Raw genomic sequence first — 23,629 nt, 5'->3', positions numbered from 1 at the left:
CCTCCGTTATCGTAAATAATGAAATCAGTATCAGTGGAATCAGTTAAAAATTACCTTCCGGGGTGTAAGCTTTTTGATTATAACATCTCCGGGATATTTTATTCCAACCGATAGATTATTACAGGCAGGACAATTGTATTATTGTCCTCAAATCATTCATGGAATAAATCAACCATCAGTTGACTTTTGTGCATAAAAGTAACTAAAGAAGTAATATATAATCAAAGGCATCCGATATAAAATGGACTCAAAGGGGATGCGGTATGTCAGAGATGAACATCAGTCAAAATATCCTGTCGCACAGAAAAAGGATCGGTTTCACTCAAAATGAACTTGCCGACTTCCTGAGCATCAGCAAGGCGGCGGTATCGAAATGGGAGAAGGGGCACTCGATCCCGGACATCGGCTACCTCGGCGAACTCTCGGTGCTGTTCGATATCTCGCTCGATGAACTGGTCGGTTTCTCCCCGGACCTCAACAAATCGCAGATCAGGCAGATCTACAATGAACTGGCGGAGGCTTTCAGCAGTGAAGATTTCGATGTTGTGCTGGGCAGGGTGCGGAGCTATTCAAAAAGGTATTATAACTGTTATCCATTCCTCTCCGCAATGATCAAACTGCTGATCAACCATGTCAATTTTACTGAAAATAAAGATCCGGTCCTCGAACTTGCCGAAACTTACATCGGAAGGGTGCTTGAGTTTTCAGAGTCACTCCACTTGAAGGAGGAGATGGTCTTTTACCAGGCCGTGATCCTGATCATGAAAGAGCAGCCCGGGGAGGCAAGCGAACTGCTGAAGGACTTCAATCTTCCAAAGCTGCCGGTCAGTTCGGTGCTGGCACAGTCTTATCTTTTGATGGATGAACCTGAAAAAGCGAAATCGACGCTGCAGATCCAAATATATGAAGGGGTCATATATATGATGATTGATTTGACTATGCTCCTGCACTCCGGCCTCTATGATGATCTGGACGGAGTGATTGAGAGGGGCTCGGGACTCGACCGGACTTTCAATATGAAGTCCCTGCATCCGAACTCCACTTTGAACTTCTATCTGGCTGCTGCGATGAAGCACGACCATGATAAAGAGAAATGCTTATTTTATTTGAGGGAATTCCAGGAATGTGTGAAGAATCTGTTCAAGGAATACTATATCCACGGGGATGAATTTTTCTCCGAGGTGGATGAGTGGATTGCAGACATCGACACGGGCAGGGATGCTCCGGTCAAGATCGGTCTGGCCAAAGAGCAGCTGATCGATGTCGTCGAAAACAGCGCAGTCTTTTCAGCATACAAAGACGACATCAGCTTTAAAAACATCGTCCATAACCTTAAAAAATATATCGGAGGCGAAAAAAATGAATAATGAAATCAATGAGCTTCTGCCATTCCTCATCCCGCTTGCAGCACTCCAGCTGATCCTCATGATCACAGCACTTGTGATGGCCGCGAGGCAGGAGACGTTCAAATACCTCAACAAACCGGTCTGGGTGCTCATCATCATCCTGTTCAATCTGATCGGCCCGATACTCTACTTCGTTCTGGAGCGCCGTTGATATGAGCATCCTGAAAATTGATGATCTGCACAAATCCTTCAGGGACAATAAAGTGATCGGCGGCCTGGATCTCGTGGTCGAGGAGAATACGATCTACGGCTTCATCGGCAACAACGGTTCCGGGAAAACGACGACGATGAAGATGGTGCTGGGCCTGCTGAAGCAGGATGCGGGGGAAATTTATGTCAACGGTGAAAAGGTGGCCTTCGGGAATACGGCGACGAACAGGCATATCGGCTTTCTGCCGGATGTGCCCGAGTTCTATGCTTATATGAATGCAGAAGAATACTTGAAACTGTGTGCTGAAATCACGGATATTAAAAAGGCCGATAGGAAGGTGCGTATCGACCACCTGCTTGAACTCGTCGGTCTGCAGGGTGTGGAAAAAAGGATCAAGGCCTATTCACGCGGCATGAAGCAGCGGCTTGGGATCGCCCAGGCGCTGATCAACCGGCCGAAGCTCCTGATCTGTGACGAGCCGACGAGTGCGCTCGATCCGAAAGGCAGGAAAGAAATACTGAATATACTGCAGCAGATCAAAGGCGAAACGACGGTCGTCTTTTCAACGCATATATTATCCGATGTCGAGCGCATCTGCGATAAGGCCGGTATTCTATATGAAGGGAAACTTGTGCGGGAGGTCGATTTGAAGGATGAGGGATTCGGCGACAAGGGCATCATGGTGAAACTCGATCCGGAAGAACATGCCAGGCTCGCCGGTGACCTCGCCCTGGAGCGGCTGGGGGACAACATGTACCGAATCACCGGCCGCACGCTTGAAGAAGTCTACCGGCTGCTCAACAATCATCATGTCTACCCGGATCACCTCGTCAGGGAGAGGAAGACACTTGAGGATGTATATCTGGAGGTGACGTCATGAGTCAGGTGAGGGCTTTATTCAAAAAAGAGGCCGTCGAGTCCGTGAGGAGTTTCAAGCTGTTCGCCCTCATCATCGTCTTCATGATCATCGGGGTCGTGAGCCCGCTGACGGCGCTGCTCATGCCGGATATACTGGAAGCCGTCATGGAGGATTCCGGCATCGCATTTGAACTGCCGCCGGTATCCGCCTTCGATTCCTACAGCCAGTTTTTCAGCAATGCCAACCAGATGGGCCTCGTTGTGCTCGTCATCATCTTCGGCAGCATCCTGACCCATGAATTCAGCAGGAACACGCTGGTCAACCTCATCACCAAGGGACTCAAGAAATATAACATCATACTCGTAAAGACCGTGTTTGCTGCATTGGCATGGACTTTGGCGTTTGTGATCAGTGCCTTGATCACGTACTTGTACACGATCTACTACTGGGGTGACGCGGTCCACAATCTCTTTGCCGCCTTCGGTTTGACCTGGCTGTTCGGGGTGTTCCTCATCACATTGATCATGGCGGCTTCTGCAGTGTTCAAATCGAGCTTCCCGGGCGTGCTCATCACGGTGCTTGCCGTAGTGATCATCATGATGATTGCGGGCATCCACCCGGATATTGCGGAATTCCTGCCGCAGTATCTGATCGGCAGCAATATGGCACTGCTGCACGGGGAGCTCGAAATCGGTGACATGATGCCGTCCATCATCGCGACGGTCATCTCATCCATTTTAATGATCGTTCTGTCCATACTCATCTTCAATAAGACCGAGATGTAAAAATGCGTGGACGGGCGCATAATTATTTTCCCATTTTTCATGAAAATGATTATAATAGGAGATAACTTATCAGACGAGGTGGCATTTATGGAATTGCTTTATAAGGGCAAGACGAAAGATGTGTATCAGGATCAATCAGGTGAGATCGTCCTCTACTTCAAAGACGACATGACCGGTAAGGACGGGGTGTTCGATCCCGGTGAAAACCAGGTGGGGCTCACGGTGGAAGGTTCCGGCAGGGCGGGCCTTGAAATGACGAGCTTCTTCTTCGAGAAAATCAACGCAGCAGGCATCCCGACCCATTACGTGAGTGCCGATATCGAAGCACGTGAGATGCGTGTCAAAAAAATAACGGTGTTCGGCGAAGGGCTGGAAGTGATCTGCCGGTACCGTGCAGTGGGCAGCTTCATCCGCCGCTACGGGAACTATGTCGAAGAGGGTGCGGCGCTGCCGGCTTATGTGGAAACGACATTGAAGGACGATGCACGCCAGGATCCGCTGATCAACGAAGCGGCACTTGAAGCGCTCGGAATACTCGAGCCTGGCGAATACGGAAAAATCGTCGACATGACGGTGAAGATCAGTGAGCTGGTCAAGGATGAACTCAGCAGAAAAGGCCTCGAGCTTTACGACATCAAGCTGGAATTCGGCCGTGACGCCGAAACCGGTGAAATACTCCTGATTGATGAACTTTCAGGCGGCAATATGCGTGTCTTCAAAGACAAGGAAGCCGTAGGCCCCCTTGAGATCGGTGAATATCTGTTGAATTAATGGCAATTCCGGGTGGATAAAAAAATCCACCCTTTTTTCATTTTGGAAATGAAAAGGGTGGAACGAATCATTCATGTAATGGAGCCAAGGGGGCTCGAACCCCTGACCTTTGCACTGCCAGCGCAACGCTCTCCCAGCTGAGCTATGGCCCCTCAATCTGTACATGAATAATATTATATGACATATCGGCACTTAACTCAAGTGTGTTTTTCAACTTTTCCCTTATTGTCCTGAATGGCCCAGATGACCATCGGTATGACGAGGAGCGATAACAGTCCTCCTGCGAGCGAGAGCACTTCAAAGCTGAACCCGGCCACAATCATTCCGGACATGGCGCCGCCCCCGGCACCGCCGAGTGCGATGAAGACATCGACCGTCCCTTGAGTTTTCGGACGGGTGACCGGATTGGTAGAATCGACGATCAGAGCCGTGCCGCTGATCAAACCGAAGTTCCAGCCGAGGCCGAGCAGGATCAGTGCCACGTTCATCATGAGGAACGATTCCCCGGAAGCGGTTGCCGCAACCACGCCGGCAGCGAGCAGTGTCACTCCGGCAGCAACGGCCATCGCATAACGGCCGACTTTATCAACCAGGATACCGGTGAGGGGTGAAGGCAGGTACATCGCTGCGATATGCAGCCCGATGACAAACCCGATTGCACCGAGCGTATGGCCGTAATCCCCCATATGAACGGGCGTCATCGTCATGACGGCGACCATGACGATCTGCGTCATGATCATGATGAATGCGCCGGTTATGATCAGGCGTTTATTTGACTGGAAAGGCTCTGGAGCCGGTCCAGTCTGTGATGCCTGCCTAAGCTCCGAAATCTTGCGGGCTATGATGAAAGGATCCGGACGCAGGAAGGCGAATAAAAACAGTCCGGCAAGCAGATAGGCGGCAGCCGCCAATATGAACGGGCCGGCAAGTGCAGGCACCCCGACCGACAGCGCGAAACTGCCCATGACATCGACCAGGTTCGGGCCGGCGACGGCACCGAATGTGGTGGAGAACAGGGCGATGCTGACCGCCGTGCCCCGCTGTTCTTTAGTGGCGAGGTCGGTTCCTGCATACCGCGCCTGCAGATTGGTTGCAGTCCCTGCACCGTAGATGAAGAGGGACAGGAACAGCAGGAAAACGCTGCCTGTTACCGCGGCCACGACGACACCGGCAGAGCCGAGTCCCCCGGCGATGAAACCTGAAGAAAGGCCGAGCCTTCTGCCGAAGCGGTTGGAGAGCCTGCCGACGATGAAGGCGGCACCGGCCGAACCGAGTGTGAAGAGTGCGGCAGGAAGTCCGGCGAGTGCATTCGTACCGAGCATATCTTCAGCCAGCAGCGCACCGACGGTGATCCCCGCAGCAAGGCCGGCCCCGCCGAAGATTTGTGTAATGACGATGATGATCAGTGTGCGTTTGTACAACTTCCCCTGTTTTTCAGGGGAATCCAAATAGCTTTGTATTGAATCATCTGATGATTTCATGGTTGCACCCCCGGTTTTCTTATGTATTTTGTAACTTCTTACAACCTTACTATACGCGAGAAGTTTTTGGCTATCAATGTTTGGCGGTGGAAAGGCAGGTTATGTTACAATGCTTGATGAATAAATGACTGTCGCATATATAAGAACCGGGAGGTCCTGACATGTATAGAGATACGATTGATTCGCTGAATAACCAGGCGATGAGTAAAGTGAACATATACAAGAACGATCGGATGAGATATCTGATGGCTTCCATATTGGCCGGCGCCTATATCGGTGTCGGCGTCATAGTGCTTTTCTTCATGGGCGGTCCGCTGTACGCTGCCGATTCACCATATTTGAACTTGATCACCGGAATCACATTCGGGGTCGCGCTGGCGATCGTGATATGGGGCGGCTCGGAACTGTTCACGAGTAATGTGATGACGCTGACCTTCAGCGCCCTGTCGAAAGTCACATCATGGAAAGATACATTTGTCATCTGGTTCTGGTGTTACGTCGGTAACTTGATCGGTGCGATCATATTTTCCTACCTGATCTACTTCAGCGGCATACTCGCGGAGATAGAGATGGATGGATTCACAGTTGCGACCGCAGCGGATAAGATGAATGATGGATTTATGAATCTGTTGTTCCAGGGAATCCTGTGCAACTGGCTCGTCTGCCTTGCGATCTGGACATCGACACGTGCAAAAGGCGATGCGGCGAAGCTTGCACTGGTGTTCGTGTTGATTTTCGCATTCGTCGCAGCCGGATTCGAACACAGCATTGCGAACATGTCGATACTCGGCATTGCACTCCTGCACAGCAGTGTGGAAAGTGTGACCATCGGCGGGTTCATCTACAACCTGATCCCCGTGACGATCGGCAACATCATCGGCGGCGGACTGTTCGTTGCTGTTGTATACTATTATTTGAGCAAGGCGAAGCATTGATCAAGCCCTGCATATTAAAAAGCCAGTTCCCTTGAACTGGCTTTTTTTGTATGGGGACACTCATCCGGTTTTTCCGAGATCATGTGCTGTTACGGCGAGTTGGAGTAACAGCAGGTCTTTCATCTTGTCCGGATCGAGTGTTGTCATAGCTTTGACTTTATTAATCCTGTATCTGACGGTGTTTTTATGGACGAACATTGCCTTGGCTGTCGCATCATAATTTGCATTATTATTGATGAATATCTTTAAGGTCGAAAGAATTTCCCCATTATTCTTTTCATCATATTCAATGATTTTCTGAAGATATTCTTTTACAAGTTTCTCTGATTCGAACCTCGGGTTCTCTGAAAAAAGGATTCTTTCTACATCCAGACGTGCGAAATTGCACAAGGATAATTGGATGGCTCCTTCTGAATGCTTGTTTTCATCTGTATAAGCCACTTTCAATGCCAGGTCAGCTTCCTTGTAGCTATCATTCAAAGATTCAATGGATGATGTCCTGCCCATCCCCCCAACGATGATTTTGATTTTTAGCCGTTCCGCGATAATTTCCAGGTTATGGACCAGACTCCGTTCACCCACATCTTCAGAAACGAGCAGGATGAGACGGTTCTCTGAGTCAAGTCCTGCCAATGCTTTTGGCAGCAGCCAACGCAGTTCATTGCTGAAATCATTCAGCATGTTCAGTTTCTGTTGGGATTCGGGTACACCTTCATCAGTCGAAATTTCATCAGGAGTGTCCAAAATGACAACTTTATAACAGTCCTCCACTTCCCAGTTCACTTCTTTCGCGCGCCTTGAAATCACTTCGGGTTTTAAATTGTGATTACTGAGCAGATTTTCAAGGAAATCGTTGCGGAAATGCTGATATGTGTTTGCAATCGTCCGCAGTCGTTCCGTTTCCACAGAAGTGATGATGGCGGTCTGTTCCAAAGCAGCTTTTTTCCATGCACTGAGCGGGGTGTTGAGGCCCCAGACGAAGACAGCGCTGATCAAGCGCTGATCATCGTAATTCCACCGGACGGTGAAATCATCTTTACGAGTATATATCGTTTCGGCGGTATGCTCCGGAGAGGAATGAATATCAGAAATGATGGATTCGATTTTTTCCTGTGAAATATCATTGCCGGAAGTACTGACGAGAAGGTTGAATTCCCTGATGTAAATCGTGACGGGCCACGTCATGAAATTTTCCAAAAATCCGGCGAGAGACTCGAGGGTGCCGCCGTCCTTCAAGTGAGCCTGGAACCTCTTATACACTTTATGTGTCATCTCCAGTTCATATTTCTGCTGCTTGTTGATCTCCGTTATGGCGGGTACTATGATATCCGTCCAGGAAGGTTCACTCGGCAGCTCAAGAATCGGGAAACGATTTTCATCCGCAAACTCTATGACATAATCCGGGAGGTAGGGGATATACCTCCCCATCTTGATACCGATCCCGGCGCTGTCCCGCTTCACCAGTTCATGGAGGAAGTCCCATAATCCCTCCTGCCAATCCTTATTGCTTGTAAAAGGATAGCCTGTCGTGACTATGAAATCACCTTTCCTGTACCAGGGGAAGGCATCGGGTGCATCGGTGATCGTCACATTCCTCACTTCGTTGGTCAAGCCGCTTTCCCCTGCAAGAACCTTCGTTTTTTTATAAACTTCTATCTCCCTTAATTGATTGACGTCCATTGGGATCACCTTCCATAAATTCTTTCAAAAGAAATTTGATTTATAAGAATATACAAAATACTATCTGATTTTTGTACACTTGTACAATGAATTTCATATTATACTTTAAAAAAGATAAGTTAAGGCATATTTTCGATGGGTTTATTGTATGAACATCCAAATATCCAGTTTAAGATAAGGTGGATTTATTAAAAGATACTGAAATTTAACTACAAGCACCTTCATTCAAGCAAGGGGAACTGAATTTTTTACTGAAGCTTGTAAGCGTATTCACAAAGAGGTTAAAATCAAGGGGGAACAATCATGACAGAAGAAGTAATGAGTTTGGCAAACAGTCCCGTACTATGGATTATCGCGTTATTCATAATCGGGATGGTCATCTTTCAAGCAATCATGTTCTATAAAATCGCCAAAGAAGCGGCACCTGCGGCGGGGTTGAACGAACAGGAAGTGAAAAGGGCGGCAAGGACGGGTTTCATCAGCTCGATCGGGCCATCTTTCGGTATCGCAATCGTCATCATATCGTTGCTTGCCCTTCTGGGTTCACCAATCACGTTAATGAGAATCGGTATTGTCGGCTCGGCAGCAACGGAAACTGCAGCAGCTCAGATTGGAGCCAACGCATTTGGGGTGGAACTCGGTGGAGACGGCTTCAATATGCAGGCTTTCACCACAATGGTATGGACAATGTGTCTCGGCGGCATGGGGTGGCTGCTGTTCACTTTATTCTTTACAAAATCATTGGGTAAGACGGAAAGTAAAGTTCGCAAGAAGAATCCGAAAGTGATGGCAGTCGTTTCTCTGGCCGCCATGCTGGGTGCATTCGGCTATCTGCTGACTGAACAGATGGTCAAGGGACTCACATATTCAGGGGCGGCCGTCATATCGCTCGTGATCATGGTTCTCATCATGAAGCTTGCCGACAAGAAGGATATCAGCTGGCTCCGGGAATGGTCACTCGGTATCTCCATGGTATGCGGGATGGTCGGTGGATCTCTGCTTACAGCTTTGATGTAGACGATTTAAATGAACTACTTACTAACAAGGGGGAATATCAATATGGCTTTGGAAAATGTTAATAATGTGGCAACGGGAAAATTAAGCGTGAAATCGAGAGTCAATGCATTGACCGGCATGGAAGCATTCCACAGTAAATCGCACTTTTGGGGCAGGCTCACACTGCTGCTGGTCATCATCGCTTCAATATCACTGCCGATGTATTTATCGTTTGTCGTCGGGGCACATCCGGGCTGGGGTCCGATACTCGGGGGTCTTGTGGGCTACGCCGCTTTCATCGGTGTCCTGTGGTTCATAGAGCCGATCACCTACTTTCCAGTGCTCGGTGTGGCAGGTACTTATATTGCATTCTTATCGGGTAACATCGCGAATCTGTGCCTGCCGTCATCATCTGCAGCCCAGAAAGCAGTCGGTGCCGAGCCGGGGTCTGAAAAGGCTGAAATTTCCGGGGTTTTGGGGATCTCAATCGCTTCACTCACAAATACAGTGGTTATACTGGCAACCGTAATCGGAGGAGCTTACGTCATTACATTGATACCGGCCTCCATCCAGTCTTCATTCGATTTTGTCCTGCCCGCGATTTTCGGGGCGGTGCTCGGTCAATTTGCATTCAAGACGCCGACGTACGGCGGTATGGCCCTTGTTATCGGCTTGCTTGTCTTCTTTTCGCCGGTGCCGTCTTTATTGAAGATACTGACGACGGTGATACTCACCATCGGGCTGATCTATTATTTCGAAAAGAGGAAAGATGACAGGCAGAGGGTCAATGAACAATAAATCTCAATCTAAAAATAAGCGGGGGAATACTGTGATTAAAACTAAATTGACGATAAACCAGGAAAGACTTGAAGAGCGGATGGAATCACTTTCTTTAATCGGAAAATTTGGGGAGACGGGCGTCTGCAGACTCGCATTATCCGAAGAATATAAAGAAGGCATAGAACTGGTCAGGGAATGGATGGACGAAGCTGGCCTGAAAACCCGTACGGATAACTTTGGGAATCTGATTGGCCGCCTGGAAGGTAAAAATCCGGAAGCGCCAATACTGATGCTCGGTTCCCATCTTGATTCCCAGCCGACCGGTGGAAGATTTGACGGTCCTATCGGAGTGCTCGGCGGTCTGGAAGTGGTGGAAACTTTGCAGGAAAACAGCATCCAGCCGGAACAGCCGATTGAAGTGATGGCATTCTGCGATGAGGAAGGTTACAGATTCGGCATCGGTTTATTCGGCTCGAGGGGGATCAGCGGGCAACTGCAGGAAGACGAGCTGAATCGTGCCGACGCGGACGGTGTGACAAGAAGGGACGCATTGGATGCATTCGGCGCCGATCCGGACGCCCTTCAATCATCCGAATATCCGGAAGGATCCATTGCAGCCTATATAGAAATGCACATTGAACAGGGGCCGGTGCTGGAAACGGAAGAAGAACCGATCGGCATTGTCACCGGCATTTCCGGACCCTTATGGCTGACGGTGGAACTGACGGGCCAGGGCGGCCATGCAGGCACCGTACCCATGGCATTAAGGAAGGATGCACTGGTCGGCGCTTCCAAAGTGATTGCCGGCCTGAATGAAATTGTAAAACAGGACCCGGATGCACCGACGGTCGGGACGGTCGGTAATCTCACCGTCGAACCGAATGCCCGGGCGGTGGTGCCTGAAAAGGTGACATTCACCGTAGATTTGAGGGACATCAACCTGGAAAGAAGAAACCGCTATGAAAAGCAATTGAGGTACTATATAAAATCGGTGGCAGAAGAAAACCGGCTGGAAGTCGACATTAAAGAAGATTCCAACATTAGTCCGGAGGCATGCAGTGAGAATATACTGGATATCATGAGGGAAGAAAGCAAAACTATGGGGATATACCAAATCCCGGAACTGACCAGCGGGGCGTTCCATGATGCATTGCCTATGGCGAAGTCATCTGAGATTGCAATGCTGTTCGTCCGTTCGAAAGACGGCATCAGTCATGATCCGCGGGAGTTCTCAACTTATGACGACATCGCTGTAGGGACCGAACTGTTGTATAAAACGACTTTGAGTATGATTAAAAAATACTGATTCGACCGTAAAAGGTGCCATTCTTCTTAAAAGAATGGCACCTTCCATCATTTTTTATCTTTCTTGACGTTGAAGAAATCCCCGCCTTTTTTCTTCACATCATCCGTGCCCCAGTCATTCGAGGCGTTCTTATCCACAAAATGCGGGATATGTTTTGAACAGTGGATGTAGGCTTCATGAACCGAAATCAGCACCCAGCGTTCCGCACGGCCGGCATGCTGCAGCGTCAATGCTTCAACAGTATCTTCATCAACGACGGTGTGCAACGCATCATTCTCTATGATCTCAGCGCCGCCGTTCACGTGAAGGCCGATATGATGTTCCGTGAAGTCCATGAACAGCAGACCGATATGCGGGTTCTCAGTGATGTTGCCGAGGGAAGCCATCACGCCGTTTCCACGGTACTCCGGATACATGAGGCACTTCTCATCAATGATATGGACGAACCCCGGCTCACCGGCTTTGAAGGTGGAATCGCAGTTGCCGGCAGCGTCACTTGTCGACATGAATATGAAAGACTGCTGCTTGATGAAATCCTGCATATCTTCATTCAGAAAGTCGATCATCTGATTATTATAAAATGCGTTCGCACGTTTGGTTGTATTGAAACGTTCCTGTAGGATGCGTTCTCCTTGTGACATATAATCACTCCCTGTTTACATACCGTCCATTCTATCATTGGAACAGTATAAAATTACTGTTGAAAAACAGATATTTTATGACAAACGATAATTGAATATTGCTCATGACTAAAATAAACGTTGTATGAATATTAAATATAAATTATAATTATAAATATTCTAAAACTTATTGCTACAAAGGGGAGATTTTATGAAAAACAAATTTTTGAAGAATATTTTTCTGGTCACCATCATTTCTGTGTTTCTGGCAGCATGCAGCGACGATTCGGACGTAGAGGAGCAGACGTCGGGTGAGACAGGCACTGAAGGAGAATCAGCGCAGGAAATCTCATTTGCCACCTCATCGGATGCAGTGGGTCTGTCTCCGATAGACACTAATGATTCCGTGTCTGCCTATATGCTTGAACAACTGTATGATACGCTGTTTATACATAATCCTGAAACGATGGAAATCGAGCCGCATCTGGTGGAGTCCTATGAAGCTGTGGATGATACCACATGGGAATTTAAACTGCTGGAAGGTGTGGAGTTCCATGATGGGACACCTTTGAATGCGGAAGCTGTAAAGTATACATTCGAACAGCTGCTGGATGAAGAGAGAGCCGCACCACGGGCGTCACTGCTCGAGCCTGTGGAATCCATTGAAGCGGCGGATGAATATACCGTCGTGATCAATACGGAAGAGCCGTATGGTCCATTGCTTGCCGCACTTTCCCATGTCAATGCATCAATCGTATCGCCTGAAGCCGATGAAGCCGGTGATATCATGACTGAACCTGTCGGTTCCGGCCCTTTCAAATTTGAATCGTGGGCGAGCGGGGATAATATCGTCCTCACAAAGAACGAAAATTACTTCAAAGGCGCACCTGCGTTGGATACAGTCACTATGCACGTCATTCCTGAGTACGCTTCTGCTGTAGGAATGCTGGAAACCGGACAGGTGGATTTCCTTCCGAATATTCCTTCAGAGCATATCCCGAGGATAGAAGAGATGGATGGGGTTGAACTGGACTTGACGTCCGGCACGGGCATAAACTACTTAACCTTCAACATGGAGAAGGAACCTTTCAATGACCCTGAATTCAGGAAGGCGGTTTCCCATGCAATCGACCGCGATGAATATGTGGATCAGCTGAACGGGGCCGGCATTCAGAACAACAGCATCATTGGCCCGGAAGTGTTCGGCTATGATGAAGCGGCGCAGGATTTCGGATACGATTATGATCTGGAAGAGTCCCACAGGATCATAGAAGAAAATAATTTTGACGAGACACCGATCACTCTGCTTGTGGCAAACGAAGGTCATTTCGTTCTCATGAGTGAAATCGTCCAGGCACAGTTGATGGAAGCGGGATTCGATGTCAGCATCGAAATGATGGAATGGGGCGCTTTCCTGGAGCAGGCGGCCAACGGAAACTTTGAAATGGCCTTTGTCAGCTGGGCGAACAGCACTGCTGACGGCAGTGAATTATTCTATCCGAACCTGCACTCTGACAATATAGGTTCCACCAACCGTGCAAGATACAATAATGAGGAATTTGATGCACTTGTGGAACAGTCACGCACAACCATTGATCAGGAAGAGCGTCTGGAGCTGCTTCACGAGACAAATGAATATGCAACGAATGATGCAGTCTGGATTCCGATGCATCACGCAAATGTGAGTGTTGCATACCACGAATCGGTGAATGATCTGATCATCTCCCCAAACACAAGCTTTTTCTTATACGAAGTGAGCATTGAGGAGTGATATTTTATAAAAGGCGCTTCCAATCATCAAAGAATGGAAGCGTCTTAATTTTCAGCTCATTTTGAGTGTTTATATCAGTAAATTATAATAGTGTTAAATATATCAAATGATAGGAGGATGAATATGAGTCCTTACAGGCATGCAACTGAGAAAATCGGAACCATTGAAAATATCTATAATGGGGACATGTTCCCTGATCTCGCAATCAATACTTTCCGAAATATAGAGCGTCTTTTCCCGACACGTAAAATTCCCGCTTCAACCACCCCGCAGCCTTTCGAGCAGTCACGGCTTTCTCTCCAGCCGTTCAAATCGAAAATCAAGGACAGGACGACGGATAAGGTTGATCAAAATTATGATTTATACGACTACCTGACTTTGAATTCGGTGACCGGGATCGTAGTGCTGAAGGAAGGGCGGCTGGTTTATGAAAACTACCTCCGCGGCAACGGGCCGGATACGCGCTGGATGTCGATGTCGGTCGCAAAGTCGATCACTTCGACATTGATCGGTGCGGCAATCGAAGATGGATATATTACAAGCATTGATGATCCGACGGTGAAATATGTACCGGCGTTGAAGGGCAGTGCCTACGAAAATACGACCGTCCGTCATATTTTGGGGATGAACTCCGGCGTGAAGTGGGATGAGACGTATACCGACCCGGAATCGGACCGCCGGGCGTTTTTAAATGCCCAGCTCTCCCAGGAATCGGGTGCACTGCTTGAAGTGATGGCGGGTCTTCCAAGTGCGGGGGAGCCCGGGCACGTCCACAACTATTCCACAGGGGAGACGACGGTGGCCGGTGAAATCGTCATTGGTGCTACGGGTAAGAAGATGTCCGATTACCTGCATGAGAAGATATGGGAGCCCTACGGGATGGAAAGTGAAGCGGCATGGTGGCTGGATTCCCCGGATGGGAATGAAATCGGCGGCAGCGGCTTTTCCGCCGTGCTGAGGGATTATGCGCGCTTCGGCCAGTTTTTCCTTGAGGGCGGAAAAGCAGGCGGCAGGCAGGTATTGCCTGAAGGATGGACAGAGATGGCAGGACAGCCGGTTACTTTGGAAAATGGGGAAACGGTCAATTACGGCCTGATGTGGTGGCCGGCATGGACGGAGAGGTCGAAAGAAAATAAAGCCTTCCAGGCAGTGGGCATCCATGGGCAGGTCATCCATATCGACCCGAAAGAAGGAGTCGTCATTGCAATCTCATCTGCGCGCCCGAAACCGATGGGCACACAGCCGATCGATGATATGTCATTTCTTGAAGATTTGATTGGGAATATTAAATGAAACCCTGGAGATTCCCAGGGTTTTATTCATCTATACATATACATATTTTTTGACATGGTCCACGAACGCATCTATTGCGGACTGGAGGAATGCGACCGTATCTTCAGATTTGATCTTGTCGTTTTCATCAAACAGCTCCGGACTGTTCGCGATATAAACTTCCGGCTGCTGGAGCACCGGCATGTTCAGGAAAACCAGTGACTGGCGCAGATGGTGGTTTGCACCGAATCCGCTCAAGTTGCTGATGGATTGGCTCGCGACGAGTGCAGGCTTGCCGTCCCATACGCTGTGGCCGTACGGTCTTGAAGCCACATCGATGGCATTCATCAGCACGCCCGGCACCGACCGGTTGTATTCCGGGGTGACGAACATGACTGCATCACTGCTTTTGATCTGCTCGCGGAAATCAAGATATTCCTGAGGTTCATTGCCGTCATAATCTTCGTTATACAGCGGGAGGTTGCCGATATCCACAAACTCAGCTTCAAAACCCTCCGGCAGGAGTGATGCCATATTTTCAGCGAGTTTTTTCGAATAAGATCCCTTGCGCAGACTGCCTACGACAACTGCAACTTTTACCATATCGAAAATCACCTCTTATATTATTGCTTGCATTAGTCCTATAGACGCTAATGGAAATTCTTAAACAGGGTCTATTTTTGATAGAGTAAAAATGCACCATGATTATGAAAATGATATAATAAGATATAACACTCAAAGGAGATCACCATGACCGCATCTTTAGAAAAAAACCTTATGAGACATGCACTGCGCAAATGGCTGCCACGTCTTAATAGTTGTGAAAAAACTGCAATTATAGATTACACTGATGTTCATTTATACAGACTTGTGAACCAAATATTGAGAAGTAGTGGTATAAATGGAAGTTCACCGTCTTTCATTATAAAGATGATTAATAATATCGACTCTGGTTTGAGAAAGTTTAAATTCAATACAGGTTTTACAGCGTATCGAAGGGTCAGTGAAGAAGAGTATATATTTTTGGAAAACAATGAAACAATAAACTCCTTTGCAGATTTTAAAAGTACTACAATTCTTAAGGATATAGCACTTGATTTTTCACAAGATGAAACGAAGCACATAATCTTGGTTCAACTGCCTCCCTTTGTGAACGGTGCCTATATTGCACCCTTGTCAATATTTAAAGATGAAAAAGAATTTTTACTAAATAAAGGTACCAAGTACCAGATAATAGATAAGCTGTATGTTGCGGAAAGAAATATTAAATATTTAATTTTAAAGGTGGTGTGATCTATGGTCAAACTTAGAGGTATAAAAAAGCCACTTCAAAAAGGTGAAAGGAATCGTACCCATAGTTCCATTGAAGAACGTTGGGATGAAGACGCGAAATGGTTCAAGAAAGATGCTGAAAAGTATCCTGAAAAATATAAGGCTAAAAATGATGAAAAGCATGTCTCCTCAGAAGAGTTGGAAAGGTATCTGGACAACTTTATCGAGGAAGGAAATGCATCACGTTCGGCAGCGGGCACGGCAGCTCATATAAGAGCCGGCACGGGAAGAGGGCTTCAACGCAAAGCAGGAAAGAGAGCTTTGACAAGGGGCAGAAATAATAGATTACAGACTGCAATCCGAAAGACCTCAAAGAAAAAGTAGAATTAGAGTTAAAATGTTCCCGTGTGTTTAAAATCAGCATACGGGAATTTTATTAATTATAATCCTTGATTCCGGGTACATTTGTACTAAAGGAGTGATCATATGCTTCAGACGGAGCTTGGAGATATCACAAAAATTAATGATGTGGAGGCGATCGTCAACGCAGCCAATAAAAGCCTGATGGGCGGCGGTGGTGTGGACGGTGCGATCCACAGGGCAGCCGGACCTGAACTGCTTGAGGAAACGAAGAAGCTCGGCGGCTGCGAGACGGGGGATGCGAAGATATCCAGAGGATACAACTTACCGGTGGATCATGTCATCCATACGGTCGGGCCCATTTGGAACGGGGGCAATTCGGAGGAGGCGGCGCTTCTCGCCCGCTGTTACCGCAGGTCTTTGGAAGTCGCGATGGACAACGGTATCAAAAAAATCGCATTCCCCTCCATTTCAACCGGCGTCTATCATTTCCCGGTGGACCAGGCGGCCTCCATAGCGGTGGATGAAGTACGGAAAGTGATTTCAGAACAGCCGGAAGCTTTCGAGCTGATCAAATGGATATTATTTGATGAGGAGACGAAAGCGGCATATGATGCGGCATTGAATGAATGATGATGAACCCCTCCTGCCCGGGAGGGGTTCTTTATTCAGGAAATGACCTTGAGAAAGGTGGCGGGATGAGTTATAGTGAACAACTGTAAATTGCGTCACGTGTTATTTATGGCGTAAAAAATATTAACAGGAGCACTTTTTATGAAACTTAAATCGGTCTCATCCGTATTTTGGGTGGCACTTGCCATCTGTGTTATCTTCGTCGCTTTCGGTGCATTCATGCCGGTGCAGACGGAACAGGTCACAGGTAACATCACGACATTCATTTCTACATACTTCAGCTGGTATTACCTGCTCCTGATCATGATCATACTGGTCATCTGCGTATATCTGCTGTTCTCCCGCTACAGCAGCATCAAGCTCGGCAAGGAGGATGAGGATCCGGAATTCTCACTGCCTTCCTGGTTTGCGATGCTATTCAGTGCAGGAATGGGCATCGGCCTTGTATTCTGGACGACGGCGGAACCGATCAGCCATGCATTCAACTCGGCCCCTCTGTCACAGCCGGGGTCGGATCAGGCGATCGAGGAAGCTCTGCAGTATTCGTTTTTCCACTGGGGCATCCATGCCTGGGCCGTCTATGCAATCGTCGCGCTGACTTTTGCGTACTTCAATTTCCATAAAGGCTACCCGGGCCTGGTCAGTGCCACACTGACGCCGCTCATCGGCGAGGAGCGGGCGCAGGGGATCTTCGGTAAGATGATTGACGTCCTTGCGGTCATCGCGACGGTGACCGGAGTTGCTGCAACGCTCGGTTTCGGTGCGATGCAGATCAATGAAGGGCTCGGCTATCTGTTCAATATCCCATCGAACTTCCCGATCCAGTTTGCGATCATTGCGGCATCCACGGTGCTCTTCACCTGGTCGGCCTGGGCGGGGATCAACAAGGGCATCAAACGGCTGAGCAACTTGAATATGTCGCTTGCGGGCATCATTTTACTGGCTCTTTTCATCATAGGCCCGACACTGTATATCCTGAACATGTTCACACACTCTGTAGGGAATTATATTGCGAATTTCTTTGAAATGGGCCTCCGTCTCCCGATGAATGACGAGAGTCAGATGGCCTGGATCACCGACTGGACGATATTCTACTGGGCATGGTGGATCTCATGGGCGCCGTTCGTCGGCATCTTCATCGCCCGTGTTTCAAGGGGGCGGACGATCAAGGAGTTCATCATCGGTGTGCTCGCCGTCCCTTCACTAGTGATGTTCATCTTCTTTACCGTGTTCGGCGCTTCAGCCATCAATCTGGAGGCGAACGGTATTGCACAGATATCGGAATATGCGACTGAGACGGCCACTTTTGCCATGCTTGAACAGTATCCGTTCGGCTACCTGATGAGTTTATTCACGGTGATGATCGTTGTCATATTCTTCGTGACATCCGCGGATTCCGCAACGTTTGTCCTTGGAATGCTGTCGACGAAAGGGAATATCCATCCGGCGGGCTTTGTGAAGGTGAGCTGGGGCGTGATATTATCTGCATTTGCGGTCATCATGATCTACACAGGCGGTGTGCAGTCCATCCAGAACATGCTCATCGTCGCAGCGCTGCCTTTCTCGGTCGTCATCATACTGATGACCTGGTCACTGTTCATATCACTGAATGAAGAACGGCCGAGGTACAAGAATCAAGGCAACAGAAGATTGTTTGTAAAGAAGCAGGACTGATACTTTTGATCTACAAGCCCTCCGAGTGAGGGCTTTTATTGTTGCCTGACAACGTATAGTATATAAGGGAAGCGGAATTCGAACTGAAAGGAACTGCCATGGTCATTACAGAAACCCTCATTTCGGTTGCGGTCCTCGCAATCAGTGCCGTTTTCGGCGGCACAGTCTACATGTTGATGAGCACTTATGATGAAAAGAAAATGATGCTGGAAGAGCTGTTTTCACAGTTCATCAACCTGGTCATCTTCATATTCGCAATAAAGATCCTCATGAATCTGGACATCTTCATAAGCGACCCGCTTGCCGTGCTTGCATATCCGAGCAGTTCGGCCGCCTTCTATACGGCCATTGTGCTGACGGGCGCAATGATCATTTATAAAAACCATAAAGGGACTCTTGATTTAAAGCACTTTCTGGAGGCTTTGATCATCGTGTTTTTAGCATCATCGATGGTGTATGAATTCATATATTTCATCATTTATGATAATACTTACGCATTCGGCCATTTTATAATGACCGCAATCGTCTTCATCATTTTGTATATGCTTTACGGCCGGATTGAAAAGCGGCGTATGCTGATCATCACCGTCTTCTTGTGGTCTGCGGGTCTGATCATCTTATCTGTGTTCTGCAACACTGCCACAGTTTTTGATTACACGATGTACCCATGGTTCATCATCCTGCTTGCTGCGGGGTTCATACTTTCAATACTGTATGCTTATCGAAAGAAGGAGGTTGGACGATGAAGAAATACATCATCATCGCTGTAGTGGCGGGTATGCTGGCCTGGTCTTTCTATGAATTTTTCAGTACCTCGGAAGAAGATGCAACGGTTTCAGAAGATGCCGGCCTCGCAAGAGGCGAAGCGGCACCGGATTTTGAAGTGGAGACATTGAAAGGTGAAACAGTAAAGCTTTCAGAATACAGGGGAGAGCCTGTCATCATCAACTTCTGGGCGACATGGTGCCCGCCGTGCCGGGCGGAGATGCCGGACTTTGAGAAGCTGCATGATGAAGAGGATGCCGTGGTGCTCGCGGTGAATCTGACACATTCCGAAAGCAGCCGGACAGGGGTGGAGGATTTTGTGGAAGAGCTCGGGCTCACTTTCCCGGTGCTGCTGGATGAGGAAGGGGATGTCGAGGCGCGCTATGAACTGACGGCCTATCCCACATCCTATATGATCGACTCAAACGGTGTGACCCGGTATATCGCAAGAGGGGCCATCAATTACGAGACGATGAAAAGAGAGTATATGAACCTGAATTAAGACATGAAAATCCCGCACATCAGATCCCTGGATGTGCGGGATTTATTTATGGAAATATGATTTCCTGAATCAGATGATCTCCCTGATCAGCTTTTCGGAAAGCCGGCTGTGTTTTTTGAGGAAAGCGGCGATGCCTGACTCTCTTATCAGAGTGTTCATCCGGATCTGCTCGGGATCTTCCGTGTTATCAAACTGCAGTGCAAAAGACACAAGTCTTGCCAGTGCATCATGTTTCAAGCCGTGCTCATGAAGCCAGGTGAGCGGTTTGATGATGCGGTCGTCCGGGCCGAGCTTCCTGAGTACGCCGCGTCCGACCCTGTTCAGGTCATCGGAGAGGTGCACGTTTTTAAAACGGCCGATGATCTTTTCGATATATTCATCCTGCTCCGCCCGGCTGAAGTCGTACACTTCGGTCAGGTAGACTGCAGTTTCGGACAGCACGTCCCTTAAAAATGATTCCACTTTTTCATCTTCCATCGCTTCCGACACCGTATCAAGTCCGAGCGTCCGGCCGTAGTAGGCGATGGCGGCGTGGCCGGTATTGACGGTGAAAAGCTTCCTTTCGATATAGGGCATGAGGTCCGGTACATAAGTGACGTCTTCGAGCTTGTCTGTCCCGGCCCACGCGCTTTCTTCGATCACCCATTCGAAGAACGGTTCGACTTTGACATCCAGTATATTGTCATTGGTCTGCATCGGCACGATGCGGTCGACAGCGGAGTTCGGGAAGCTGACGACGTCCGGATTGATGCTGCCGGTGGTGTCGAGGATTGCTTCCTTTAAAGCATCCGTCGCCATCACCGCGTTCTCGCATGCGATGATATTGAGCGGCCGCCCGGTTGCTGTGCGCGCTTCGAGATGCGGTGCGATCGCGTTCGCGATGACGGGCAGGATATTGACCCCGACGGCCGTCGTGATGATGTCCGCTTCCATGATCGCCTCTTTCAGCGCCCCCGGATTTTGGGCGGTGTTGATGCCTGCCACATCATCGATCGTATACGATGCACCATTTTCCTCTGCGATATGGACAGTGTAGGACTGGTCCTGATTGAGTGCCTCTATGATGTCCGCATTGACATCCGCGAACGTCACGGAGTAGCCGTTGTCATGCAGGACCTTTCCGATGAATCCCCGGCCGATGTTGCCGGCGCCGAAATGGACTGCTTTCATCCTAATCTTCCTCGCTCTCGAAAATCTCGATGATTTCTTCGGCTGAAGATGCATTGATCACTTTCTCTGCATTTTCCTCTTCGGAGAAGATGATCGCAATCCTCTGGAGCAGTTCGAGGTGTTCATTCCCCTTACCTGCGATCCCCAGCACGACTTTCGCCTCGTTACCGTCGAAATCGACGCCTTCCGGAATCTGGATCAGTGACAATCCACTTTCTTTGACTGATGACTTGCCGCCCTCCGTACCGTGGGGGATCGCCAGGCCGTTGCCCATGAACGTCGATACGACGGATTCACGTTCAAGCATGGAATCGATGTACGCAGGTTCCACAGCCCCTGCATCCACTAAAATCTGTCCCGCTGCCTTCACTGCCTCCTCTTTTGTAGCTGCACTCTGATTTAATTTAATGTTCTCTTTTTTGATCATAAAACATTAGTCCTTTCCGTAACTGTATTTGATATGGTCCTTAATCGTCTCTTCGATTTTTCCGCTGTCGATGAGTGAAGAGATATCTTCATGATATTCACCGAACAGCACGCTGATGTCGCTGATCAGATCGTTGATCTTTGTGGACTCCGGCACGAGCAGGATGATCTGATGGTCGACCGTGACTTGTTCCCCGCGGTAGTTCTTATCAATGAACCCTTCACGATTTTTTACGATCAGCATTTCATGTTTAGTGATGGATGCGGATTTGACATGCGGGAATGAAAAGCCCGATTCCCCGATGACGAAACCGGTCATCCTGTACCGCTCATTTAAAATGTCCATAATCTGTTCAATGTCCTGAATACTTGAATGCTCTGCCAGAACCGCTCCCGCTGCAGCGGGTGCCTCCATCTTTTCATCCAGCTCAATATGCTTTTTGAAATGGAACAGCTCCGTCGCCTGCAGGATCTTGTCGATGTCGATATCTTCATTTTCCTGTTGCCGTGATTTTTGGGCTGTGTAATTCCCCGCGGTGCCGCTCTCTTGGATGGCTTCAGCAATCTTCTTCACGCTGTAGTCGTCGAGCAGCGGGGTCACCAGTATATAATTGTCGATATCGAGCGGCACGGTGCTGAGCACGAGCTCATCCTCGCCAAGCCGCGTGTCCGCCAGTTCGGAAATCGACAGCTCACGTTTGATGCTGATGTTCTGGAAATGCGTCCGCAGCTGATTGGAAAGGATGCGGCTCGTGCCGATTCCGGATGAACATACCGTCGTGATTTGAACGGGAGGGTTCGCTTTCAGGATACCCCCGAAATGGATGGTTAAAAACCCGATTTCCGATTCATCCACCTTTTCAATGCCGAAGACCGTCCTGAATGCCTCACCGCTCGCCCGGAACAGGGCAGGGTACTGGTCCTTGATCACTTCAAGCAGCGGGTTTGCAGTGATGATGTTGGACTCGAGGCGGTGCAGCATGGGCTCGATATGGAGGATAAGACCTTCCTGCAGCTCCGGATATGCATGAAAAGGGTAGTTCATCTTTTCACTGACCTGACGGATGAACTGCGCGGACTGCACTTCGATCTCGCCGGAGCCCGCCTCCGCCTGGGACTTCCTTTTGCTGCCCCGGAGATGCATCGTGATGAAATAAACTTCTTCATCCGGGAATGTGATGCCGAACGCTTCTTCGGTCTTCAGCGTCAGCGCTTTTGAGACTTCGTATTCCTCGGTATCCGCGAGCTCTTCCTTGATTGTGGGGTTTATTTCCACGGCCTGGGTGTTGACTGTCCGCTCGATCGCGAGGACGATATGGAGCGTCAAGTTCAGATAGGCGTTTTCGGTGAGCTGATAGGGCAGGATCACCAGTTCATCCATCAAGAGCCGCTCGACTTTGAAGATATGGTCGACTTCAAGGACGCCGAGCAGTTTATCGTTGATGAGGGAACTGAACACGAAGTTGTTCTCGATGACCGAGTAGATGCTGTTGGAATTCAGTTCATCGACCATCATGTTGGTGAGGAAGTTCTGCTTGTTCAAAGTGTCGCCATTCAGACGGACGCCTTTCTGCCGGTCCTTTGTGATCGAAAGGCCGTACAGGGAGAGGTCTTGGTTCAAGTCGTTGATCAGCTCATCCAGTGCGTGTTCACTTGCGCCGAGCTCAAAAGCGAGGGCACTCTTCTTCGTGCCGTCCGGCCGGATCATCAGGTTGTAGATCAGTGCCACCTGCTTCTCCTCCGCGCTCAAATCCTTTGCGGAGTTCTCAGTGATGTAGCGCGTGAGCCCATCCCGCTCCAGGGGCGTGATGTCGATGCGGATGCCGCGTCTGTATTCGCTTTCGAGCGCGATATTCAATGCATCGAGCGTTTCCCTCACATTGATGAGTTCACGGTGGACGGTGCGTGAGGAGACGCCGAGCTTCGATGCAATTTCATTGATCAATAAAAAGGAGCCATTATGATATATGAGTTCAGTGATGATTTTCTTTTCCCTTGAACTGATCATAATGAC

Annotated in this window: 24 protein-coding genes and 1 tRNA gene; 17 read left to right on the top strand and 8 right to left on the bottom strand. The window is 48.7% G+C overall.

What is annotated here, in order from left to right:
• Nucleotides 1–263: 263 nt before the first annotated feature.
• From CRN96_RS09805 to CRN96_RS09785, 5 genes are all read left to right on the top strand, one after another.
• The gene (locus CRN96_RS09805; protein ID WP_097041658.1) at nucleotides 264–1,367 is read left to right on the top strand and encodes a helix-turn-helix domain-containing protein; all 1,104 of its coding nucleotides are present in this window, start codon (nucleotides 264–266) and stop codon (nucleotides 1,365–1,367) included.
• Nucleotides 1,360–1,557, top strand: a complete 198-nt coding sequence (locus CRN96_RS09800; RefSeq protein WP_097041655.1) for a PLDc N-terminal domain-containing protein — start codon at nucleotides 1,360–1,362, stop codon at nucleotides 1,555–1,557. The genes CRN96_RS09805 and CRN96_RS09800 overlap by 8 nt, the downstream gene beginning before the upstream one ends.
• Before the next feature lies 1 nt (nucleotide 1,558).
• Complete coding sequence (locus CRN96_RS09795; protein WP_097041654.1) at nucleotides 1,559–2,437, top strand: ABC transporter ATP-binding protein; 879 nt, start codon at nucleotides 1,559–1,561, stop codon at nucleotides 2,435–2,437.
• Entirely contained in the window at nucleotides 2,434–3,201 is a 768-nt protein-coding gene (locus CRN96_RS09790; protein WP_097041652.1) for an ABC transporter permease, read from the top strand. Before CRN96_RS09795 ends, CRN96_RS09790 begins: the two co-directional genes overlap by 4 nt.
• An 87-nt stretch (nucleotides 3,202–3,288) precedes the next feature.
• Nucleotides 3,289–3,972, top strand: a complete 684-nt coding sequence (locus CRN96_RS09785; protein WP_097041650.1) for a phosphoribosylaminoimidazolesuccinocarboxamide synthase — start codon at nucleotides 3,289–3,291, stop codon at nucleotides 3,970–3,972.
• A 79-nt stretch (nucleotides 3,973–4,051) separates the two neighbouring features.
• Here the strand turns inward: CRN96_RS09785 and CRN96_RS09780 are convergent.
• Together CRN96_RS09780 and CRN96_RS09775 are read right to left on the bottom strand one after the other, a co-directional pair.
• Nucleotides 4,052–4,124, bottom strand: a tRNA-Ala gene (locus CRN96_RS09780).
• Nucleotides 4,125–4,169: 45 nt separating this feature from the next.
• The gene (locus CRN96_RS09775; protein WP_097041648.1) at nucleotides 4,170–5,453 is read right to left on the bottom strand and encodes an MFS transporter; all 1,284 of its coding nucleotides are present in this window, start codon (nucleotides 5,451–5,453) and stop codon (nucleotides 4,170–4,172) included.
• A gap of 161 nt (nucleotides 5,454–5,614) precedes the next feature.
• On the opposite strand from CRN96_RS09775, the gene CRN96_RS09770 reads away from it, so the two are divergent.
• Complete coding sequence (locus CRN96_RS09770; protein ID WP_097041646.1) at nucleotides 5,615–6,388, top strand: formate/nitrite transporter family protein; 774 nt, start codon at nucleotides 5,615–5,617, stop codon at nucleotides 6,386–6,388.
• A gap of 60 nt (nucleotides 6,389–6,448) precedes the next feature.
• Here the strand turns inward: CRN96_RS09770 and CRN96_RS09765 are convergent, their stop codons facing one another.
• Complete coding sequence (locus tag CRN96_RS09765) at nucleotides 6,449–8,068, bottom strand: PucR family transcriptional regulator (RefSeq protein WP_097041644.1); 1,620 nt, start codon at nucleotides 8,066–8,068, stop codon at nucleotides 6,449–6,451.
• A 303-nt stretch (nucleotides 8,069–8,371) separates the two neighbouring features.
• Between CRN96_RS09765 and CRN96_RS09760 the strand changes: the two genes are divergently transcribed.
• Genes CRN96_RS09760 through CRN96_RS09750 form a run of 3 tightly spaced genes read left to right on the top strand, consistent with a single transcriptional unit; the run spans nucleotide 8,372 to nucleotide 11,150 of the window.
• Nucleotides 8,372–9,085 (top strand): DUF5058 family protein, encoded by a 714-nt coding sequence (locus CRN96_RS09760; protein WP_245844627.1) that lies wholly within the window; start codon nucleotides 8,372–8,374, stop codon nucleotides 9,083–9,085.
• A 42-nt stretch (nucleotides 9,086–9,127) separates the two neighbouring features.
• Nucleotides 9,128–9,862 carry a small-conductance mechanosensitive channel gene (locus tag CRN96_RS09755; RefSeq protein WP_097041642.1) on the top strand — a complete coding sequence of 245 codons (735 nt, stop codon included), beginning with the start codon at nucleotides 9,128–9,130 and terminating at the stop codon, nucleotides 9,860–9,862.
• Nucleotides 9,863–9,893: 31 nt separating this feature from the next.
• Nucleotides 9,894–11,150 carry a M20 family metallo-hydrolase gene (locus CRN96_RS09750; protein WP_281254130.1) on the top strand — a complete coding sequence of 419 codons (1,257 nt, stop codon included), beginning with the start codon at nucleotides 9,894–9,896 and terminating at the stop codon, nucleotides 11,148–11,150.
• Between the two features lie 47 nt (nucleotides 11,151–11,197).
• Here CRN96_RS09750 and CRN96_RS09745 read toward each other — a convergent pair whose 3' ends face one another.
• Complete coding sequence (locus CRN96_RS09745; RefSeq protein ID WP_097041638.1) at nucleotides 11,198–11,791, bottom strand: pyridoxamine 5'-phosphate oxidase family protein; 594 nt, start codon at nucleotides 11,789–11,791, stop codon at nucleotides 11,198–11,200.
• 190 nt (nucleotides 11,792–11,981) lie between these two features.
• On the opposite strand from CRN96_RS09745, the gene CRN96_RS09740 reads away from it, so the two are divergent.
• Complete coding sequence (locus CRN96_RS09740) at nucleotides 11,982–13,541, top strand: ABC transporter substrate-binding protein (RefSeq protein ID WP_097041636.1); 1,560 nt, start codon at nucleotides 11,982–11,984, stop codon at nucleotides 13,539–13,541.
• Nucleotides 13,542–13,664: 123 nt separating this feature from the next.
• Complete coding sequence (locus CRN96_RS09735) at nucleotides 13,665–14,834, top strand: serine hydrolase domain-containing protein (RefSeq protein ID WP_097041634.1); 1,170 nt, start codon at nucleotides 13,665–13,667, stop codon at nucleotides 14,832–14,834.
• A gap of 30 nt (nucleotides 14,835–14,864) precedes the next feature.
• On the opposite strand, the gene CRN96_RS09730 is transcribed toward CRN96_RS09735, so the two are convergent.
• Nucleotides 14,865–15,416, bottom strand: a complete 552-nt coding sequence (locus CRN96_RS09730) for an NADPH-dependent FMN reductase (RefSeq protein WP_097041632.1) — start codon at nucleotides 15,414–15,416, stop codon at nucleotides 14,865–14,867.
• A 174-nt stretch (nucleotides 15,417–15,590) separates the two neighbouring features.
• Between CRN96_RS09730 and CRN96_RS09725 the strand changes: the two genes are divergently transcribed.
• From CRN96_RS09725 to CRN96_RS09700, 6 genes are all read left to right on the top strand, one after another.
• The gene (locus tag CRN96_RS09725; RefSeq protein WP_179647170.1) at nucleotides 15,591–16,106 is read left to right on the top strand and encodes an ADP-ribosyltransferase; all 516 of its coding nucleotides are present in this window, start codon (nucleotides 15,591–15,593) and stop codon (nucleotides 16,104–16,106) included.
• 3 nt (nucleotides 16,107–16,109) lie between these two features.
• Nucleotides 16,110–16,469, top strand: a complete 360-nt coding sequence (locus tag CRN96_RS09720; protein ID WP_097041628.1) for a hypothetical protein — start codon at nucleotides 16,110–16,112, stop codon at nucleotides 16,467–16,469.
• A gap of 102 nt (nucleotides 16,470–16,571) precedes the next feature.
• On the top strand, nucleotides 16,572–17,078 hold the full coding sequence (locus tag CRN96_RS09715) for an O-acetyl-ADP-ribose deacetylase (protein ID WP_097041626.1): 507 nt from the start codon (nucleotides 16,572–16,574) through the stop codon (nucleotides 17,076–17,078).
• A gap of 141 nt (nucleotides 17,079–17,219) precedes the next feature.
• A complete protein-coding gene (locus CRN96_RS09710) occupies nucleotides 17,220–18,752 on the top strand; it encodes a BCCT family transporter (protein WP_097041624.1) in 1,533 nt (510 codons plus the stop codon).
• Nucleotides 18,753–18,850: 98 nt separating this feature from the next.
• Nucleotides 18,851–19,498: a hypothetical protein gene (locus tag CRN96_RS09705; RefSeq protein WP_097041622.1), complete on the top strand. Its 648-nt coding sequence runs from the start codon at nucleotides 18,851–18,853 to the stop codon at nucleotides 19,496–19,498.
• The gene (locus CRN96_RS09700) at nucleotides 19,495–20,019 is read left to right on the top strand and encodes a TlpA family protein disulfide reductase (protein WP_097041620.1); all 525 of its coding nucleotides are present in this window, start codon (nucleotides 19,495–19,497) and stop codon (nucleotides 20,017–20,019) included. Before CRN96_RS09705 ends, CRN96_RS09700 begins: the two co-directional genes overlap by 4 nt.
• A 69-nt stretch (nucleotides 20,020–20,088) precedes the next feature.
• Here the strand turns inward: CRN96_RS09700 and CRN96_RS09695 are convergent, their stop codons facing one another.
• The 3 genes from CRN96_RS09695 to CRN96_RS09685 are packed head-to-tail and all read right to left on the bottom strand — an operon-like array spanning nucleotide 20,089 to nucleotide 23,623.
• Entirely contained in the window at nucleotides 20,089–21,189 is a 1,101-nt protein-coding gene (locus tag CRN96_RS09695) for a mannitol-1-phosphate 5-dehydrogenase (protein WP_097041618.1), read from the bottom strand.
• A gap of 1 nt (nucleotide 21,190) precedes the next feature.
• A complete protein-coding gene (locus tag CRN96_RS09690) occupies nucleotides 21,191–21,616 on the bottom strand; it encodes a PTS mannitol transporter subunit IIA (protein WP_097041616.1) in 426 nt (141 codons plus the stop codon).
• Nucleotides 21,617–21,622: 6 nt separating this feature from the next.
• A complete protein-coding gene (locus CRN96_RS09685) occupies nucleotides 21,623–23,623 on the bottom strand; it encodes a BglG family transcription antiterminator (protein WP_097041614.1) in 2,001 nt (666 codons plus the stop codon).
• Between the last annotated feature and the right edge of the window lie 6 nt (nucleotides 23,624–23,629).

The organism is Salinicoccus kekensis (assembly GCF_900220995.1).
GTDB classification, from domain to species: Bacteria; Bacillota; Bacilli; order Staphylococcales; family Salinicoccaceae; genus Lacicoccus; species Lacicoccus kekensis.
The sequence above is the reverse complement of the archived record's forward strand: the minus strand, read 5'-3'. Positions and strand labels throughout refer to the sequence as shown.